Here is a 17,803-nt window from a genome sequence, read left to right as displayed (position 1 = left end):
AGGGACCTTTTGCAAAAGGGTCCCTCCCCCACGCCCCCACCCCCTAAAACTTTTATTTTAAAGTAGCAGAGAGTTTTTGGGGCAAACGCCCTTATCGCGCGCGTCAAGATGCACAGCCGCCAGAGTTGTTTCAGGGTGAAACTGCTCTGGCGGCTGTAAGTTTCGGCTTATTGTCCCTGTCAGGGCCGCGTTGCCGGGGCGCTGTGCACGGCCCCGTTCAGTAGCGTGGAGTGTTCCGTGCCGTGACTTGCCCTGGGGCGTGGTGGTCTTTGGGCCAGGGTCTAGAACTCCAGATTGCCCGGCGTGCGCGGGAAGGGAATGACGTCGCGAATATTGGTGATGCCCGTGAGCATCATGAGCAGGCGCTCGAAGCCCAGGCCAAAGCCCGCATGGGGCACGGTGCCGAAGCGGCGCAGGTCAAGATACCACCAGTAGTCTTCGGGGTTCTGGCCCATTTCGCGGATGCGCGCCTCAAGCCTGTGGAGACGTTCTTCACGCTGTGAACCGCCGATGAGCTCGCCAATGCGGGGCACCAGCATGTCCATAGCGGCCACGGTTTTGCCGTCTTCATTCTGGCGCATGTAAAACGCTTTGATATCCTTGGGATAATCGTAAACGATCACGGGCTTTTTAAAGTGCTCTTCGGCCAGATAGCGTTCGTGTTCGGTTTGCAGGTCTGTGCCGAAGGACACGGGGAAGGTGAAGCTCTTGCCGCATTTTTGCAGAATTTCAACAGCTTCTGTGTAGGACACGCGGGCAAAGGGCGCGGCGAGCATGTGCTGCAGGCGTTCGCGCAGGCCTTTGTCCACAAAGCTGTCAAAAAGATTCACGTCGTTTTCGCAATGCGTCAGTACATGGTCCACCACATGACGCGTCAGGCCCTCGCCCAGTTCCATGAGGTCTTCAAGGTCGGCAAAGGCCATTTCAGGCTCGATCATCCAGAATTCGGCGGCGTGACGCGGCGTGTTGGAGTTCTCGGCCCGGAAGGTGGGGCCGAAGCTGTACACGCGGCCAAGGCCCGTGGCCAGGGCTTCGGCCTCAAGCTGGCCGGAAACCGTGAGGTTGCACTGGCGGCTGAAGAAATCCTCGCCAAGGTCTTTTGCGCCGGGCTCAAGCGTGGTCACGCGGAACATTTCGCCCGCGCCCTCGCAGTCCGCGCCGGTAAGCACCGGGGTATGCACAAGAGAGAAGCGGCGGCCGCGAAAGAAGTCGTGCACGGCAAAGCCGGCCTCGGAACGGATGCGGAACATGGCTCCGTATTTGTTGGTGCGCGGGCGCAGGTGGGCGATGGTGCGCAAAAATTCGTCGGAGTGCCGCTTTTTCTGCAGAGGAAAGCTCTCCGGGTCCGCAAGGCCGTATACCTCAACGTGCTGTGCGCGCACTTCCCACTTTTGCCCTTTGCCGGGCGAGGGCACAAGTTCGCCCGTGACGCGCACGGCTGCGCCGGTGGCCGCATCGCCCAGGCCCGCGTGGGCTGGCGTGCCCGTGTCCACTATGCACTGCATGTTGGTGAGGCAGGAGCCGTCGTTGATTTCAACAAAACTGAAGTCCTTGGCGTCACGGCGTGTGCGTATCCAGCCGCAGAGGGCAATGGTGGGCTGTGCCGCTTCGGAATTGAGAGCGTCAATAATCAGGGTTCGCTGCATGGCGGGGCTCCTCGGTGGAAAAAGAATTTGCGCGAGTGTAGCGCTTCCGGGGGGCGGGCTCAAGAGCGTATGCGCGGGCAGGGTCAGCGCATACAGATGCGCCGCAGCGGGAGAGCGAAAGAGCTGCGGCGTCACGCTGACTTGCAACCGCGCTGTCACGCGCTACGGCGCTGCGCCGTAACCTTTAAAACGCAGATATTGAAGGTTAGGGCTCTCTGGGCGGGTGCCGACGCTTTTCTTTTTTCTAAACTTTATATAGACTAAAAAAGGATATATCCTGACGCCGCGCCCGCACGGGTTGGCAGGGGGATCTGTCACACACTCCGCATGTTGAGGTGAAAGGCATGAAGAAACTTTTTGGCATTCTGGCCCTGTTCTGCGCATTGACGATGGCTGGTGCAGCGATGGCCGCTACGCCTCAGGCGGGCAAGCCCGTTCAGGACAAACCCGAAAAAGGCGCTGACCGCGTGACGGTTGTAAGCGTGACCCTTGAAGGCACGGACAGCATTGGCGCGCGCCTGGGCACAAATCTGAAGGAACGCTTCAATAAAAGCAGCCTGTTCACCCTGAATGATGATGAAGAAAAAGACGTGCCCAAGCTCTACGTCATGCTTGAAACCAAACCGGAATTTTCCAGCCGCCCCGGCGTGGGGTCGGTATATTCCGTGTGCTGGGTTTTCAAGCAGGGTAAGGGGTATCTTGGATATCTGCTGGCCCGCGATCTTGGGACCATCAACTATGAAGATGTGGATGGCCTGGTGGACAAGCTTGTAGAGCGTACTGACGGCATTGCCGCCAAGTACAGCAGTTTGTGGAAATAAGCGCTGCGCGCAGGTATAGAAAAGTTTTTTGTTTCGAGTGATGGTTTGTGTCCCGTAAGGGATGAAAAAGGCTCCCCGCTGCGCGGGGAGCCTTTTTCATGACGGCTTTTTCCAGAAACCTCTATCATTCGCGGGGCCTGTGTCAGAAGGTGGTTACATGTCACAAGCGCCTCCGGTTATTGCGGCCATCACCTGCATGCTTTCGTGTTATTGTCCCCAGATCTGTGCCCTGGGGCCAGCCTTCTTCAACTCGCGCAATGGCATGTAGGTATCCGGGTCTACACCTACCTTTACTTGATAGTAGTCAAAATAAATATCTATGCCATCAGGCCTCAACTTGAGTTTGCTGAAGTTTTCTTTTTTAGGCGCAGTTCCTTCAGCAAAGCGCTCTTTTTGCACCTCGCCCGGTGGCGTACCCTCTTTTATAAGCAGATCCTCAATATGCTTTCTGCTCCAGGCGGACATAAGTTGCAGCGCCATCTGTGGATTATCAAAAAGGTCGTTGAAACAAAGTTGTTTGCCGTCAGGGAGATGGAAATAAAGGGATTCTTTATAATACCAAGGACCATTGCCTCCCTGATAACCTCCAAAACCAAAGACAATATTAATTATATTGTCGGACGGGCGTGAAATTTCATAATTGCTGTAACGGCGCCAATTTTTGAGTAGCTTGGCGCTTGCCTCGTACCGTTTTTCTTTGGCCACTTCGTCAAAAAACTCCCTGGCGTCACGCGTGACCCTGTCATAGACAATTCTGTCTACAGCGGAGTTTCCGGTTTTGGGATAAAAATAGAAGACATGCGGCCTTCCACTTTTTTCCTTGGACAATATGCCCACTGTGATGCCCGGGAAATGCGGCTGGATGTCTACTGCTCCTTCCATCACGCCCTCATACCCTGGAGGGACCACCCCCTCAGGTGTGTCCTTTGCGGGCAAAGCCGCAGCCGCACCGGCCCATGTAATGATGAGCGCTCCAACCGAAAACGCAAAGAGAAAGACCATAGATCGTGGAAAGAAAGAATTCATGCCACCTCCTGCGGTACTAATATTATTGCGTATCTTAGAAGAAAATATCAAAATCGTTATGTCGGGGCAAGGGAATATTTATATTATAATTATAGTTAATTTAAGAAGTTATAATTATATTGTAGTGGAAATATATAGTTTAATGTTTTATATTGGGATGTTTTGCTTTCGTACTTCAACGATTCAATGATGTTATAAAGAGTATAAAATCATATTAATAATATACAGGGAGTTGTGTTTTTATATTTACTTAAAAGTAATGTTGTATATGACAAAAAATGATCAAAATTGCGTCGGCTAGATGCTTTTATTTTTGTGTAAAAAATGGAGTAGAGAAAATAAAGGAGTAATATGAATGGATGTTTATGAAGTTATGATTGTAAATAAGAACTATAGTAAAGTAAGTATCAAATTATTCAGAGTATGTATTGCAGTGAGCGCGCCTACTCGGCGAGGGAGCAGTAGTAGATGCTTCAAGGCGCATAAGGTCCGGCTTGGTCTTTGAGTGGGGGGGCTGCGGGCGGCATATGGTGGACTTGCTTGTGCAGTTGGTCCTTCAGGCAAACGAAGCAGGGCTTGTCCGTTGAAAGGCGGTTTGTGCGCCCTGCGGGCACGGGAGCTTTCACTTTCTTTAATTTTGGCCGCTTGCGCAGCGGGCGGCAAGGCGGGGCCGGTTATGGGGCTGCGCCCCCTTCTCGGCCCCCCTTGCATCCCCCCCGAAGCCCCCCTGCTGAGGCTTTCCCGTTTCCGCTATTTCACGAGGGCTGCGCGGTTTTTGCTGCGGGAGCTTCCTCGCTTCGCTCGGCGATCTCCCTACGCGCCGCGCAATGCCAGCGTGGGCTCTCGCGCTGAATGAGCGATTGGAAAGGGCGTCTTGTTGACTGTATGAAATTTCTGATAATAAGATGTTATTATTGGAAAAGATATCGATGTGGCGAGGAGCTTTCGCGGTAGGGGCTCAGGGACAGCCAAGTGGGGCTTGTCTTTTGAGTGGTGATTGTTGCGCCCTGCGGGCTAGAAGGCTTTTCTTTTCCTGTTGTTTTGACCGCCTGCGCGGCGTGCGGCATATGGTGGACTTGCTTGTGCAGTTGGTCCTTCAGGCAAACGAAGCAGGGCTTGTCCGTTGAAAGGCGGTTTGTGCGCCCTGCGGCACGGGAGCTTTCACTTTCTTTAATTTTGGCCGCTTGCGCAGCGGGCGGCAAGGCGGGGCCGGTTATGGGGCTGCGCCCCCTTCTCGGCCCCCCTTGCATCCCCCCCCGAAGCCCCCCTGCTGAGGCTTTTCCGTTTCCGCAATTTCACGAGGGCTGCGCGGTTTTTGCTCCGGGAGCTTCCTCGCTTCGCTCGGTGATCTCCCTGCGCGCCGCGCAATGCCAGCGTGGGCTTTCGCGCTGAATGAGCGATTGAGGGCTTCGCATTGGCTGTGGAAAGCCCCAGTGATGGCGGCTGGTTGTTAAGGGAAGACACGTTGCGAGCGTATGATTTCGCACTGAATGAAAGGCCGGGAGGCGTATTATGCCTATGGGGCAGTTTCGGTTCTTTATGACGCCGCCTTCGGCCACACCCGCGCACTGCCTTATAAACGCCACAGTCCTGAGCGTGTTGTTTGCGTGACAGCAGTTTTAGGTTGATCCACGGCTAGCTTACCAAGATCTTTGGTTGCAACATGAGCGGGAAATTCTTTGATGATACAGCGTATTTCTTATGCGGCGGGGAAAACAACAAAAACAGAACGAATTTCTTTGCCACAGGGTCTTCCACATCCATCCAGAGAAACCAGGGCCAAGCATCACCTCCGTCGAATCAATATGCCTTCACCAACAATCAGGCTCCATCCCTGAGATTTCATGCAGCCGATGCGACGCCTCCCAATCTTTCATTCAGGGCAAAGGCGCACTCTGGCATTGCGCGGCGCGCAGGGAGATCACCGAGCGCAGCGAGGAAGCTCCCGCAGCAAAAGACGCGCAGCCCTCGTGGAATGGCGAAAATGGGAAAGCCCCAGCGGGGTAGTCCGGGGGGAGTGCAGAGGGGGCCTCGGAGGGGCGGCAGCCCCTAACAGGCCCCCATCTGCCGCCCGCCGCGCAGGCGGCACAAGCAGCACCAAAAGAAAAGTCGCCGTGCCCGCAGGGTGTAGCAACCACCTCTCAAAGGAAAAGCCTTGCTTCTATTCTTCGCTGAGCGCCAGCGACTAAAACTCCCGACCTCGCGCCGCCCGCCGCGCAGGCGGCCAAAACCAAGTTAAAAAAAGCTCCCGTGCCCGCAGGGCACAGCAACCACTTCTCAAAGGACAAGCCTGCTCTTTATTTTCCCCGGAGCACCAACCTCACACGTTCCGCCTCACCGCAAACCTCTCTCAAAGAACAGACCCTGCTTTATTTTCTTCAGAGCGTCCGCCGTACAAGCCCCTCACCTCGCAAGCGCCATCCCCAAAAAAAAGAAAAAGCCGCCTGCCCGTTTACGAGCAAGCGGCCCCGAAAAAAGCAAAAATAAAAGCGCCCTAAAGGGCAGAGCCGTTCTGCTCGTCCCTTAGTTGCTGCTCTGCCACCAGTTCTTCTTCCGTCAGCGGATCATCATGAAAAACATAGCGGTTCTTGCCAAGCTGTTTGGCCCGATACTGGGCGTTATCCGCTTTGTGCAGGGCTTCTTCGTAGGAGGTTTCGCTGCCGTCAAACATATAGATGCCAATACTGGCGGTAATGTCCACGGCCTTGCCGTCCTGCTCAAAATGCATTGAAAGCGCTTGCAACACCGCTTTTGCCCGTGTGGTCACGGCGTTGCGGGTAATGCCCATGGCAAAGACGCAAAATTCGTCGCCGCCAAAGCGGCCCACGGCATCGGCATTGCGGAAGATGTGCTTGAGGGCATCGGCTGCTTCGGCTAGGGCGGTGTCGCCCACAATGTGTCCCAGACGGTCGTTGAGCGCCTTGAAGTTGTCCAGATCAAGAAAAAGCAGGGCGTGCGTTTTGCCGTTCTGGACGGTGAGCGGCAGATTCTGAACCACCCGCTCACGGAAGGCGGTTTTGTTGTAGAGGTCTGTGAGGCTGTCGCGCTGCGAAAGACGCTCCAGCTCAGCCCTGCGGCGCACCTCCTCGTCAATATCCACAATCTTGCCAACGATGCGCAGCGGGGCGTCGAGTTTGCTGATGCGTGTGGTCTGCACCCTACACCAGATGTAGCGTCCCTGCGCGGTGGGAATGCGCATAACGCCAAAAACAGTGCGCTCGCCGGAACGAACGCGCCGCCGCATTTCCGCGAGCGCAGGCAGGTCATCGGTATGCACGATCTGATCATTGCGCGGGCGGCCGTCAGGAGTGAACAGCGGCGTGCCGTTGCGGCCAAATTTGGTGTAAAAATTGGGTGAACAGGTGTACTGACCCTTTTCCGTGTCCACGTCAAAAATGATGTCCTGCGACTGCTCAAGAATGATGCGGTACCGTTCTTTTTCCTGCTCAAGCTGTTCGTGCATGTGCTTCTGATCGGTAATGTCGACGACAACGCAATCGAGGCATGGCTGGGAGGCATCATGTCTTTCGTCACAGGACCATGTGCAGCGTAACAACGCGGGCAGCCATTGCCCCGTTTTGCGGCGCAGGCTCAGCTCCATGCTTATTGCTGTGTTTTCCTCTCGCTGCTCGACAAGCCGCTGATACAGATGCTGGGCTTCGGCCGGGAGCATAAAATCGGCCAGACTCGGCTTTTCCGGAGGGGTGTCGCCATAGTCCAGCAAATGCCAGAAGCCGCTGTTGGCATTGCGGATGTCCAGCCGCGCGTTGGCCGTAAGACTGATAACGCCGCCGTTGATGTTGTTGGTGATGTTGGTCAGGCGGCGTTCGCTCTTTCTGGCGATAGTCCTGTTTTTGCGGCGCAGATACAGAACATAGGCAAAAAAGACCATGGGAAAGAGCAGCAGTTCGCCCAGAATCACCAGCAGCGTCCTGTGCTCGTAGACTATGTCCTTAAGGCTCAGAGGCCCTGCCACGGCAGAAATGTTTTCGGAAATGATCTGGCTTTTGCTTTTTTCGTCCACCTCCATGATCTGCTTGTTGATAAGGCTCAGCAGAATAGGCGGCACGGTCGCGTTAATGCCCACCCGGGCTTCTTCAATGCCGCTGTGTCCTTGCAGGGGCGAAATGTCCTTGAAACGGGGTCTGGTCAGAAGGTAGTCCACTTCAAGCGTGTTTTGCAGCAGCAGATCTGCCTTGTTTTCGGCGACCGCATTCAGGCATTCTTCAGTGTTGCTAAAGAATTGCAGTTGCGTTTCGGGATAATATGTTTCCATGTACGTACGGCCGCCGAGCCAGTTTTGCGGCAGGGCGACGGCCAGGTGAGCGGCGGGCGGGATCTCAAAAAAATTTTTGCCGTACAGGTTGAGCCCGCAGCGCAACAGGGGTGAAGACAGCTTGTAGACGGGGTTGCCCTTGACACAGGGATCGAACATGACGCCGACGCACAGGTCGATCTTGTCGCGCACAAAGTACTCTTCAAGACTTGCTTCAGCCAGATTCAAAGGCACAAACGTGAAGCGCAGGCCGCTGTTGCGGCCAATGAGGCGTAGGATATCCGGCAGGATGCCCCTGGTTTCGCGAGTTTCAGGGTCATACCAGGACATGGGCTTGCGGTTTGGGGCGTACCCTACCCGCAGGGAGGGGCTTTCGGCCACAAAGTCGCGTTCCACCCTGGTCAGCGGGGTTTGGTAGCTGCGCCACATGTGAGTGCGGGCCAGCCTGCTTTCCAGGTCGGGCTGGTCCAGCTTCAACTGGGCCATGGCCTGTTCCAGCTCTTCCATCAGGGTGCGATTGGAGGGGTTGCCAATAAAGAAAAAAGGCAGGGGATTAAATTTGGCAAGGATGGTTTCGTCGTCCCGAAGGGCGGTCACCGTAGTGAGCATGGCGTCCAGCTTGCCCTCGACCATGGCTTGCCGGATCGTGCTGATATCCTTGAAAGGATGCAGCGGCGGCGGCGTGAAGCCGTGCTGCCTGGCGTAGTTGGCAAAGCTTTTGTGCCAGGGAGTTCCAGCGGCAATGCCTACACGCAGCTTTTCGAAATTCTTGAAGTCCTCATAGGCAAAGGGAGTGCCTTTGGGAGCGATGAGCGCGGTGTAGGTGGTTCCGTTGGCGTACGGGGAGTAAAGGAAGCGCTTGCCGCGCTCGGGCGTGAAAGGGGTGCCGCCCACAAGATCAATGTACTCTTTATCAAGAGCTTCAGCGGCGTCATGCCAGTTGTCAAAGTCAACGTATTCTACCCGCCAGTCAGCATACCTGCTTACCTGCTCAAGATAGTCCACATTGTAGCCAACGGCCTGGCCGTTCTCCATGCGGTGAAAGCCTGCAAGCGGAAAGATGCCTACCCAGACGGTGCGCGAGGCGGCATGGGACAGCAGAGGCGCAGCTGCCTGCAGCAGGCAGAAAAGCACCCAGGCGAGAAGCGCCAGGACGCGGATGTTCCTGTGCATGTGCCCTTGTCCCCCATTGAAGCATGGCGTACCCGGCCGGTCGCCTATGCGCCGGTGCAGTGTACATCTATTCTGGAAAGACGTGTTGTCATGCGCCAGCCGCCAGAGCAGTTTATGAATAAAATGAGGTAACTGCTCTGCAAGGATTTTCCTGAAAATCCTTGCCACGAAATGCGAGTAGGCAGGCTTTTGCCTGCCGTACACGAGCATTTTACGTGTTAAATGCTCTAATGTAGTGCCGCGTTTGCCGCGCCGTCGCGTGAGGCCCCCCGGCCTGTCCCCGAGCAGAGCGCCCTTGAGAATGCATATTCTTCAAGGTTCTGCCATTTCCGCTACGACGCCTGTTTCTGCAAACAGCCAGCGGCGAGGTCCTGTCGCGTGAACTAAACCAGATTATCGTTGAAATGCTGTTCATCTATACGATGTCATTCTGCACGATGTCATTCTGCCGAAAAATGCGATTTGCGGCAGAATTCACGCCGCGTTGCGGCGCGCTGCACTCTGAGCGCCGGTAGAGCATTGCCCCTTTTCAAGGGTGAAATGCACCATCCCACCAGTGGTTCAGGCGTGCCTGTGGCCAACGGAGGCAATGATATTTACGCCCTTATGGCAGGCGTCATCCGCATGGCCGCCTGAGACCTGCAAGAAGAAATGCCCTAAGCCCTAAGTCGCAATGTATGTATACGCATGGCCAGGGCCTCGATCGCCCGTGCGGGCGTAAGCCCGTACTGCAGGGCGTCCTGGGCTTCAGTCAGCCATTGGCAGACAAGCGCCAGGCCCTGCGGTCCCAAGGAAGACAATGCAGAGTCAAGTGGTGAAGATACCTTGTCACGTAACGATTTTGACATTATCCGGTTTATGGATTTCTGGCAACAGAGCATGAGACGCCCGGCCGTGGCGGCGTCCATGGCCCCCTTGGCCGCCAGAGCGTCAAGAAGCCCCTGCCCGCTGACAAAAAAATGCGCCAGCTTTTCTTCCCAGGGGCGCATGTCTTCATCCGTGGCGCGGCTGTCGGGCCAGGGCAGGGTAAGGCAGAATGAGCGGGAAACCAGGGTGGGCAACAGTTGCTCGCGTTGAGGGGCAAGCAGGGCAAAAACAGTGGTTGCGGAGGGCTCTTCAAGCGCCTTGAGCAGGGCATTGGCGGCTTCATCGCGGGTAAGGCTCAGGCCCGCAAGCACGACAACCCTGCGCCCGGAGCCGTGGGGAGCATCGCGCAGGCGGCTTTTGAGCTCCCGCACGCGCTCCATGTTGAAAGCGCGTACGGGGCCGGGATTTTCTTCGTCTTCACGGTTGCTGATGCGCCCGTCATAGGCGGCAAGGTCAAGATGCTCGCCCGTCGCAGTCTGCAGGCAGCAGGGGCAGGCAAGGCAGGGAGCCCCCGTGGCCGAGGCCTGGGGGCAATTAATGCGTGCCGCCCAGTAGAGGGCCATGTCGCGCCGCTGGGCTTCGCTGCCGCCTTCAAGCAGTAAAACCTGCGGCGGTGCGGCCCCAAGGCGGTTCAGCACGTCCTTGAGCCTGTCAAAGGCCGGAGCGGCAATGGCCTGAAGCAGAGGCCCGTTCATGAGCGCACGGCGACCGCGCCTCAGCGCACGATGGTCTGCTTGCGCTCGGCGCCCACTGAGACAATGCTCACCCTTACGCCGGTAAGCTCTTCAATGCGGGCGATATAGGAACGCACGGTTTCGGGCAGGTCGTCATAACGGGTGCAGCCGGTGATGTCTTCTTCAAAGCCGGGCAGGTCTTCATACACGGGGGTGACCCTTTCCAGCGCGCCTTCTTCCTGCGGCATATAGTCGAGCTTGCGGCCATCAAGTTCATACGCCACGCAGATGCGCAGGCCGGGCAGGTTTTGCAGCACATCAAGCTTGGTCAGGGCAATGTCCGTCATGCCGCACAGGCGCACGCTTTCACGCAGAACAACCACGTCCAGCCAGCCGCAGCGGCGGGGGCGACCGGTGGTGGCCCCGAATTCGTGGCCCTGGGTGCGCAGGTAGCTGCCCGTGTCGTCAAGCTGCTCGGTGGGGAAGGGGCCGGAGCCCACGCGGGTGGTGTAGGCCTTGACGATGCCCACCACGCGGTCAAGAGCCGAGGGGCCGACGCCGCAACCGGCGGAAGCATTGCCCGCCACGGTATTGGATGAGGTCACAAAGGGATAGGTGCCGTGGTCGATATCCAGGTGGATGCCCTGAGCGCCTTCAAAAAGAATGTCGCCGCCCTCGGCCCGCATTTCCTGCAGGCGGTCTTCCACTTCCGTGAGGTAGGGCGCGATGCGTGGGGCCAGAGCCAGAAGTTCTTCGCAGACAGCGGCTTCGTCCAGCGGATCAAATTTGTACAGGTCGCGCAGCAGGGTGTTTTTTTCCTGCAGGGCATGAGCCACCTTGGCGCGCACCAGGGCCGGATTGGTGAGGTCGCCGGCGCGCAGGCCTACACGGGCGGCCTTGTCTTCATAGCAGGGGCCGATGCCACGGCCGGTGGTGCCGATCTTGTGGGCGGCGCGCTTGGCTTCGCGGGCTTTGTCCAGGCTTTTGTGGTAGGCCATGATGAGGTGGGCTTTCTTGCTGATGCCAAGCCTGGCCGGGGAAACATCGATGCCCTTGGCGGCGAGATGATCCACCTCTTCAAGAAAAACAAAGGGATCAAGCACCACGCCGTTGCCGATGAGACAGATTTTGCCTTCGTGCAGGATGCCTGAAGGGATCAGGTGCAGAATGGTTTCCTTGCCCTGAACCTTGATGGTGTGACCGGCGTTGTTGCCGCCCTGAAAACGGACAATGGCCCGGCTCTGGGCGCTCAGCATGTCAACGATTTTGCCCTTGCCTTCGTCGCCCCACTGTGCGCCGATGATTACCGTATTAGCCATGGTATTACCTGCCTGAAACGCCGCGGCCGGGGCGGCGTGCTGTCATGAGGAAAGTGTCGCGCGCTTGTGGGCGCAACGAATGACCGCTTTGTCAAAGTGCCAAAAACGGGACGCAAAGCCTTTCATGGTACCTATCTCGGATGCAAATACAAGTCAAACATTCATAATGGCTTGAAACTGGGTCAGCATCCAGCAAGAAGCAGCGCCGCGCCATGCCCCTGCTTTGTGCCGGGACCTGCGCCAGGACTGCCCGACGGGGCGTCTTGCGCCTGACCTGCGAAAGCCCGGTTCAGCTTTCGTCGTTTTCGCCGTTTTCGTCGTCCTGTTTGAGGGGGCGAAACTCCAAAACCCTGCAACGGTGTTCCGGCGCGGGTTCCTGCGGCGCTTCAAGGGAGAAGTCCGGGGCAAGGTTGGGCATCTGCGGGTCAAGGCCTTCACGCCCCTGGCTCTGACGCGACCAGTGGAAGTTGAAAAGCTGGTTTTTCCAGCGTTTGGCCTGAATGAGCGAAAAAATGAGGGTGGCTTCTTCCCACCGTTTGGTGGGTTCAAAGCGGCTGGTTGTGGTGGCGTATTTGCTCCACAGCGACATGAGCGACGCTTCGTCAATGGTGTCCAGTTGCTGTGCCAGCCGGGCGAGCAGTTTTTCCATATGTCCTCCGCTGATGCGGGTCGGCAGCGCCAAGCGGCGGCCCGCGTTGTGAGCCCTTTGGGCGACAAGGCAATGTAGGGCCTGGCTTGATTTTCGTCAACGCGCGCAGCTTTGACGCCGGGCGCGGCTTTCAGGGTCTGGTGGCGCGGCCCGTTCTGTGCTATGCAAAGCCCTCACCTGACCAGCGAACATCTGGAGGAAGCATGTCGGATCTCAAGGCCATGTATAGCACTGTGCGCAAGGACGCTTTTCCTGAAACCATGACCATTATTCTTGGCGACGAAAAGCTCGTATTTCAAAAACGTGTCTGGACGCTGGACGGCGAAGAAAAAGGCCTGCGCTACGGGGAAAACCCCGATCAGCCCGCAGCCCTCTACGCTCTGAAGGAAGGCTCCATCACCTGTGGCGGCCTTGAGTGGCGCGGCCCCGGTCACGGCATTGTTTCGGCCATGACCGAAGCGCAGATGATTCAGGCGGGCAAGCATCCCGGCAAAACCAATCTGACGGATGTGGACAATGGCGCGAATATTCTTCAATACCTCGCCGACCGTCCGGCCGCCATCATATTGAAACACAACAATCCCTGCGGCGCGGCCTGGAGCAAGGACGGCGTGGCCGTCGCCCTTGAGAAGGCCTTCTGGTGCGACCGCATCGCCGCCTTTGGCGGAGCGGTGGTCGTCAACCGCCCCTTCACCCGTGAAGCGGCTGAGATCGTTGCGGCCAATTATTTTGAAGTGGTGGCGGCTCCGGCCTTTGAAGAGGGCGTGGTGGAAATCCTCAAAGGCCGCAAAAATCTGCGCATTATGGAACTGCCCGGTCTTGGCCGCCTTGAAGAACTGACCTCCTCCGCCTTTCTTGACATCAAGTGTCTGGCCGACGGCGGCATTGTGGTGCAGAAGTCCTTTGTGAACCGCATTCTTTCCGGCAAGGATTTTCTGCCTGCCACGGCAACGACAAAAGACGGCCTTTCGGTGGCGGCGCGCGCGCCCAGCCCGGCGGAACTGGACGACCTGCGCTTTGCCTGGGCCGTGGAGGCCGGGGTGACGTCCAACTCGGTGATTTTTGTACGCGACGGGGCGACCCTTGCCATCGGCACCGGCGAACAGGACCGCGTGGGCTGCGTGGAGCTTGCCATCCACAAGGCGCACACCAAGTATGCGGATACGCTGGCCTTCCGCGAACTGGGCATGACCCTGTACGAACTCAAGCTCAAGGCTGTTCAGGATGCGGACATGGCGGAAAAGCTGGCCGACATTGAAAGGCGCACCGAAGAGGCCCGTGGCGGACTCATTGGTTCGGCCCTGGTGTCTGACGGGTTCTTCCCCTTCCGTGACGGCGTGGACGTGGCTTTGGCGCAGGGCGTAACGGCCATTGCGCAGCCCGGCGGCTCCATGCGCGACGCGGAAGTGATCATGGCCTGCAATGAGGCCGTGCCGCAGGTGGCCATGGTGTTCACGGGGCAGCGCTCCTTCAAGCATTAGGCTTGGGGAAACGCTGATTTATTCCGTTTGGCAGTGTTGCTTCACTTTTTTTGAAACAGTCGAGGACGGAAGAGTCCACTCCTGCTTCAAAAAAAGATCGCGCCTTGCCAAACGAAATAACTGCGCGTTTCCAGGAGGCTCTTCAATCAATGCTTCCTTAGGTATCCCTGGGGATGCGCCCGCGTTAGGGCGCATCCCCCGGTTGAAGTCGCCATTCTGTCCCGGCCATTACGCGGAGCGCCATGAGCCACCAGCCCACATCCCCCACTTTCAGTCAGCACGGGGCCATGCCCCGCCTGTGTGTGACGGCCCTTTCGGGCGGCGGCGGCAAGACCCTGCTTTCACTGGGTTTGTGCCGCGCCTTTGTTGCGAGGGGCGTTGCGGTGCAGCCCTTCAAAAAAGGGCCGGACTACATTGATGCCGCCTGGCTGCGTCTGGCTGCCGGAGTGCCCGCCACCAATCTTGACCCGTATTTTCTTGAACCCTCGCGCCTGTGCGCGCTTTTTGCCCATACCATGCGGGTTGCTGCCGCGCGGCAGGCCAGCGGCAGCCATGCCGACAGCCTGGCCGACAGCCCTTCAATGGCGCGGCAGGGGCGGCTGCTCGGCCTGCTGGAAGGCAACCGGGGTTTTTTTGACGGCATGGACGCGCGCGGTTCCTGCTCCACGGCAGAGCTGTCCCGCATACTGTCGTGCCCTGTGATTATCAGCGTTGACTGCACCAAGATGACGCGCACGGCGGCGGCTCTTGTGCGCGGCATGCTGACCTTTGAAGAGGGCGTCAACTTTGCGGGCGTTATCCTCAATCAGGTGGGGTCGGCGCGGCACGAAAAGATTCTGCGGCAGGCTCTGGAGGAGCATACGGACGTGCCCGTGCTCGGCGCTCTGCCACGCCTGGCTGAAAATCCTCTGCCGGAACGGCATATGGGCATTGCGTCCTGTGGGGATGACCTCTCGCCGCAGGCGCAGCAGGTGCTGGACACGCTGGCGGCCTTTGTGGGCGGTCACGTGGATATGGACCGCATCATGGCCGCAGCCCAAGGCGCGCCGGATCTGGAGGCTGAATCCTTTTGGCCGGAATCATTGGGGTCGGAATCTGGACATGTGGAATCTGGACATGTGGAAGCTGCGGCTGGGCATGCTGGCGTCCTGACTCTTGATGAAGGGGCCACAGCGGCAAAGGCCGCTCGCCCGGATGCCGCAGCAGGGGCCACGCCCGTGGCCGGGCCGCAATCGGCCGCAGGCCGCAGGCCGCGCATAGGCTACGTGCGCGACGCCGCCCTGTGGTTTTACTATGAGGAAAATTTTGAGGCCCTGCGCCGGGCCGGGGCCGAGCTTGTGCATCTTTCCCTGCTGCCCAGGGGGGATGACGGGGATGCCGGGCACGGCGGACACGGCGGCGCTGACTGGCCGCAGGTGGACGGCCTGTATCTTGGCGGCGGTTTTCCCGAAGACCATGTGGAGGCCTTGAGCGCTTCGCCCCTGCTGCGTCAGTTGTCGCTGTGGGCAGGGCAGGGCATGCCCATATACGCCGAGTGCGGGGGCTTTATGGTGCTGTCGCGCGGCATTGAGCGCGAGGGAAAACTGTGGCCCATGAGCGGCATTTTGCCGGTGACCGCCGTTTTTTGTCCCAAGCCGCAGGGTCTTGGGTATGTGCACGGCAGAATAACCGCTGCGAACCCGTTTTTTGCGCTGGATACGGAACTGCGCGGGCATGAGTTCCACTATTCCCACTGCCGATGGGAAGAGCCGGAGGCCATGCCGTTCGGTTTAGCTAAGGAATCTGCGGGATCTGCTACGGAATCCGCCACGGAAGCCGCAGGCGAGGTGCCGCCAGCCAGGGACGGCCATTCCTGGCCGCGCTGGGCCATGCAGTTGCACAAGGGGCAGGGGATGGGGCCTGCGCCGGGGCAGGGGTCGCAAAGCTCGCGCGGGCGCGGCGCGCCAAAGGTCGACGGCCTCGTGTTCCGCAATGTCTGGGCCTCATACACCCATATTTTTGCTCCCGCCGCTCCGGGCTGGGCCGAAAATTTCGTGGCGGCGGCCAGAAACTTCGCCGTGCGGCAGGGGAGCAGCGACCATGAGTAGCGCGGCCAGGGTTTCCATCATCATTCCGGCCTGGAACCTCTGGGAAATGACCGCCGCCTGCCTTCGCTCCCTGGCCGAGCATACGCGCCCTGAAAATATCGAAGTGGTGGTTGTGGACAACGGCTCCACCGACGCCACGGCCACCGAGCTGGAGCCTCTGGGCAGGGCGCTCTTCGGGGCGGATTTCCGCCCCGTGCGTCTGCCCGAAAATCAGGGATTTGCCAGAGGCTGCAATGCCGGAGCCGCCGCCAGTGAAGGCGACCTGCTCTTTTTTCTGAACAATGACACCACGATGACGCCGGGTTGGCTGCCGCCCCTGCGGCAGGCGCTGGAACAGCCGCGCGTGGGGGCCGTGGGGCCGCTTTTGCTCTACCCCAACGGTACCGTGCAGCACTGCGGCATCTATTTTACGCCCTTTATGGCTGTGGGCCATCTTTATGAGGGCTTTCCGGGCGGGCATGCCGCGCCGCGCAAAAAGCGTCCTCTCCAGGCCATAACGGGCGCGGCCCTGCTGCTGCGCAAGTCCGTGTTTATGGATTGCGGCGGGTTTTATGAAGAATACCAGAACGGCTTTGAAGATATGGATCTGTGCTGCCAGCTGCGCGCGCGGGGCTACAAGCTTGCCGTGGAGGGCGACAGCGTCATTGTGCATCATACCAGCCAGACTCCGGGCCGTTTTGACCACAATGCCCTTAATGGCGAGCTGCTCATGCGCCGTCACGGGAATAACCTGAAGCCGGACCTGCACACCCTGATCGCCCTGGACGGCTATGAACTTGCAATGGGGCCGGATCTTGACGTCTGGCCCGTGCTGCCGCAAGCGCAGGAAGAACGGCGCAACAAGGCTTTTGACGCGCTTTCGGCCACTGCGGATGTTTGTCGGCTGATGCTTGAGCAGGAACCGCTTTGGCGGGGCGGCTGGTATCGGCTTATGGACATGCTTGAGGCAGGCGGAAACGCGCGTGAAGCTTTGCAATGCGCTGTGCGCTGCGCCATGTTTTTTGGCGACGCGGCTTCACGCCAAAGACTGCTGGCTCTTGCCGCCCGTGTGGAAGGCGCGGACAGCGCCGCTTCACTGCGCGCCGCCTTTGAGGCGGACGCCTTCGGGCCGCAGGCAGCGGCGGCTTCGGCTGAGTACTCTGCTGAACACTCTACAGGGCAATCTGTTCTCCAGACTGCTGGTCAGACGGCGCACGCGCCTGCTGAATCTGCTGAACTAGCTGATATTGCAAAGATAAAAGTGCAGCAGGCCAGGCGTGCCGCCTATGCGCGCGGGGACGGAATGCTGGCCGGGATTTTAAATCAGTGGCTTATGCGCTACGGCAGGCCATAAAAGAATTTTGCAGTACTAGGCCCCATGCGGGCCGGAAAAGGCCCCCCGGTGCACTTTGGCGGGCTTTTTTTGTCTGCACGGCGCTGCTTCCATCGTGTTTATCCGCATCCCCCGCGACACAACCCCCATGCCCTGTGGCAACACCAGCCACACCAATGAAACGGGATTTTTAACCCCGCATCCGTTGCCTCAGAATGTTCAGCGACCACCAGGGGCTTATGTGACAGCGTGAATTACCGGAAGGGCGAAAAGGTATTTCTTTACCTCACGAGATGCCGGTATAACCACGCGCGACACAACGCCGGTATTTCCAGTCCCTTGGGTTAGATAGTGTCTACACGAGTTATGATAAAAGTTTCAGCCACAGAGCAATGCACCGTATTCGCACGGCAGCAGCGAACGCTGCGAGTGTTTTTGCATACCTAGTAGCAATGCCTCGCCACCTCTTCAG

At 58.3% G+C, this 17,803-nt stretch carries 11 protein-coding genes and 1 pseudogene; 5 read left to right on the top strand and 7 right to left on the bottom strand.

The features are described from left to right. Positions 1-281: 281 nt before the first annotated feature. A complete protein-coding gene (gene asnS / locus BCS36_RS10270) occupies positions 282-1,646 on the bottom strand; it encodes an asparagine--tRNA ligase (protein WP_291302801.1) in 1,365 nt (454 codons plus the stop codon). 344 nt (positions 1,647-1,990) lie between these two features. On the opposite strand from asnS, the gene BCS36_RS10265 reads away from it, so the two are divergent. Next, positions 1,991-2,467 carry a hypothetical protein gene (locus BCS36_RS10265; RefSeq protein WP_291302800.1) on the top strand — a complete coding sequence of 159 codons (477 nt, stop codon included), beginning with the start codon at positions 1,991-1,993 and terminating at the stop codon, positions 2,465-2,467. A 207-nt stretch (positions 2,468-2,674) separates the two neighbouring features. Here BCS36_RS10265 and BCS36_RS10260 read toward each other — a convergent pair whose 3' ends face one another. Further along, entirely contained in the window at positions 2,675-3,493 is an 819-nt protein-coding gene (locus BCS36_RS10260) for a hypothetical protein (protein WP_291302799.1), read from the bottom strand. Positions 3,494-5,987: 2,494 nt separating this feature from the next. Then, positions 5,988-8,942 (bottom strand): diguanylate cyclase, encoded by a 2,955-nt coding sequence (locus tag BCS36_RS10255; RefSeq protein ID WP_291302798.1) that lies wholly within the window; start codon positions 8,940-8,942, stop codon positions 5,988-5,990. A gap of 462 nt (positions 8,943-9,404) precedes the next feature. On the opposite strand from BCS36_RS10255, the gene BCS36_RS10250 reads away from it, so the two are divergent. Beyond that, entirely contained in the window at positions 9,405-9,578 is a 174-nt protein-coding gene (locus BCS36_RS10250) for a hypothetical protein (protein WP_291302797.1), read from the top strand. 20 nt (positions 9,579-9,598) lie between these two features. Here the strand turns inward: BCS36_RS10250 and BCS36_RS10245 are convergent, their stop codons facing one another. From BCS36_RS10245 to BCS36_RS10235, 3 genes are all read right to left on the bottom strand, one after another. Continuing rightward, entirely contained in the window at positions 9,599-10,504 is a 906-nt protein-coding gene (locus BCS36_RS10245; RefSeq protein ID WP_291302796.1) for a DNA polymerase III subunit delta', read from the bottom strand. 20 nt (positions 10,505-10,524) lie between these two features. Beyond that, complete coding sequence (locus tag BCS36_RS10240) at positions 10,525-11,802, bottom strand: adenylosuccinate synthase (RefSeq protein ID WP_291302795.1); 1,278 nt, start codon at positions 11,800-11,802, stop codon at positions 10,525-10,527. 289 nt (positions 11,803-12,091) lie between these two features. Further along, entirely contained in the window at positions 12,092-12,451 is a 360-nt protein-coding gene (locus tag BCS36_RS10235; RefSeq protein WP_291302794.1) for a hypothetical protein, read from the bottom strand. A 203-nt stretch (positions 12,452-12,654) separates the two neighbouring features. On the opposite strand from BCS36_RS10235, the gene BCS36_RS10230 reads away from it, so the two are divergent. From BCS36_RS10230 to BCS36_RS10220, 3 genes are all read left to right on the top strand, one after another. Continuing rightward, complete coding sequence (locus BCS36_RS10230; RefSeq protein WP_291302793.1) at positions 12,655-13,932, top strand: IMP cyclohydrolase; 1,278 nt, start codon at positions 12,655-12,657, stop codon at positions 13,930-13,932. A gap of 242 nt (positions 13,933-14,174) precedes the next feature. Next, positions 14,175-16,019, top strand: coding sequence for a cobyrinate a,c-diamide synthase (locus BCS36_RS10225; RefSeq protein ID WP_291302792.1), 1,845 nt, complete (start codon positions 14,175-14,177; stop codon positions 16,017-16,019). After that, complete coding sequence (locus tag BCS36_RS10220; RefSeq protein WP_291302791.1) at positions 16,012-17,352, top strand: glycosyltransferase family 2 protein; 1,341 nt, start codon at positions 16,012-16,014, stop codon at positions 17,350-17,352. The genes BCS36_RS10225 and BCS36_RS10220 overlap by 8 nt, the downstream gene beginning before the upstream one ends. 343 nt (positions 17,353-17,695) lie before the next feature. On the opposite strand, the pseudogene BCS36_RS10215 reads toward BCS36_RS10220, so the two are convergent. Beyond that, positions 17,696-17,803, bottom strand: a pseudogene (locus BCS36_RS10215) (IS5/IS1182 family transposase); the annotation flags it as partial.

Source organism: Desulfovibrio sp. MES5, assembly GCF_002237645.1.
GTDB lineage: Bacteria > Desulfobacterota > Desulfovibrionia > Desulfovibrionales > Desulfovibrionaceae > Desulfovibrio.
Note: the sequence above shows the minus strand (reverse complement) of the source record. Positions and strands in the feature narration are given on the sequence as shown.

Excerpts from the sequence above, each read along its gene's own strand:
- asnS (WP_291302801.1), bottom strand. The coding sequence starts at position 1,646 with ATGCAGCGAACCCTGATTATTGACGCTCTCAATTCCGAAGCGGCACAG.
- BCS36_RS10235 (WP_291302794.1), bottom strand. The coding sequence starts at position 12,451 with ATGGAAAAACTGCTCGCCCGGCTGGCACAGCAACTGGACACCATTGAC.
- BCS36_RS10225 (WP_291302792.1), top strand. The coding sequence starts at position 14,175 with ATGAGCCACCAGCCCACATCCCCCACTTTCAGTCAGCACGGGGCCATG.
- BCS36_RS10220 (WP_291302791.1), top strand. The coding sequence starts at position 16,012 with ATGAGTAGCGCGGCCAGGGTTTCCATCATCATTCCGGCCTGGAACCTC.
- BCS36_RS10260 (WP_291302799.1), bottom strand. The coding sequence starts at position 3,493 with ATGAATTCTTTCTTTCCACGATCTATGGTCTTTCTCTTTGCGTTTTCG.
- BCS36_RS10265 (WP_291302800.1), top strand. The coding sequence starts at position 1,991 with ATGAAGAAACTTTTTGGCATTCTGGCCCTGTTCTGCGCATTGACGATG.
- BCS36_RS10240 (WP_291302795.1), bottom strand. The coding sequence starts at position 11,802 with ATGGCTAATACGGTAATCATCGGCGCACAGTGGGGCGACGAAGGCAAG.
- BCS36_RS10245 (WP_291302796.1), bottom strand. The coding sequence starts at position 10,504 with ATGAACGGGCCTCTGCTTCAGGCCATTGCCGCTCCGGCCTTTGACAGG.
- BCS36_RS10255 (WP_291302798.1), bottom strand. The coding sequence starts at position 8,942 with ATGCACAGGAACATCCGCGTCCTGGCGCTTCTCGCCTGGGTGCTTTTC.
- BCS36_RS10230 (WP_291302793.1), top strand. The coding sequence starts at position 12,655 with ATGTCGGATCTCAAGGCCATGTATAGCACTGTGCGCAAGGACGCTTTT.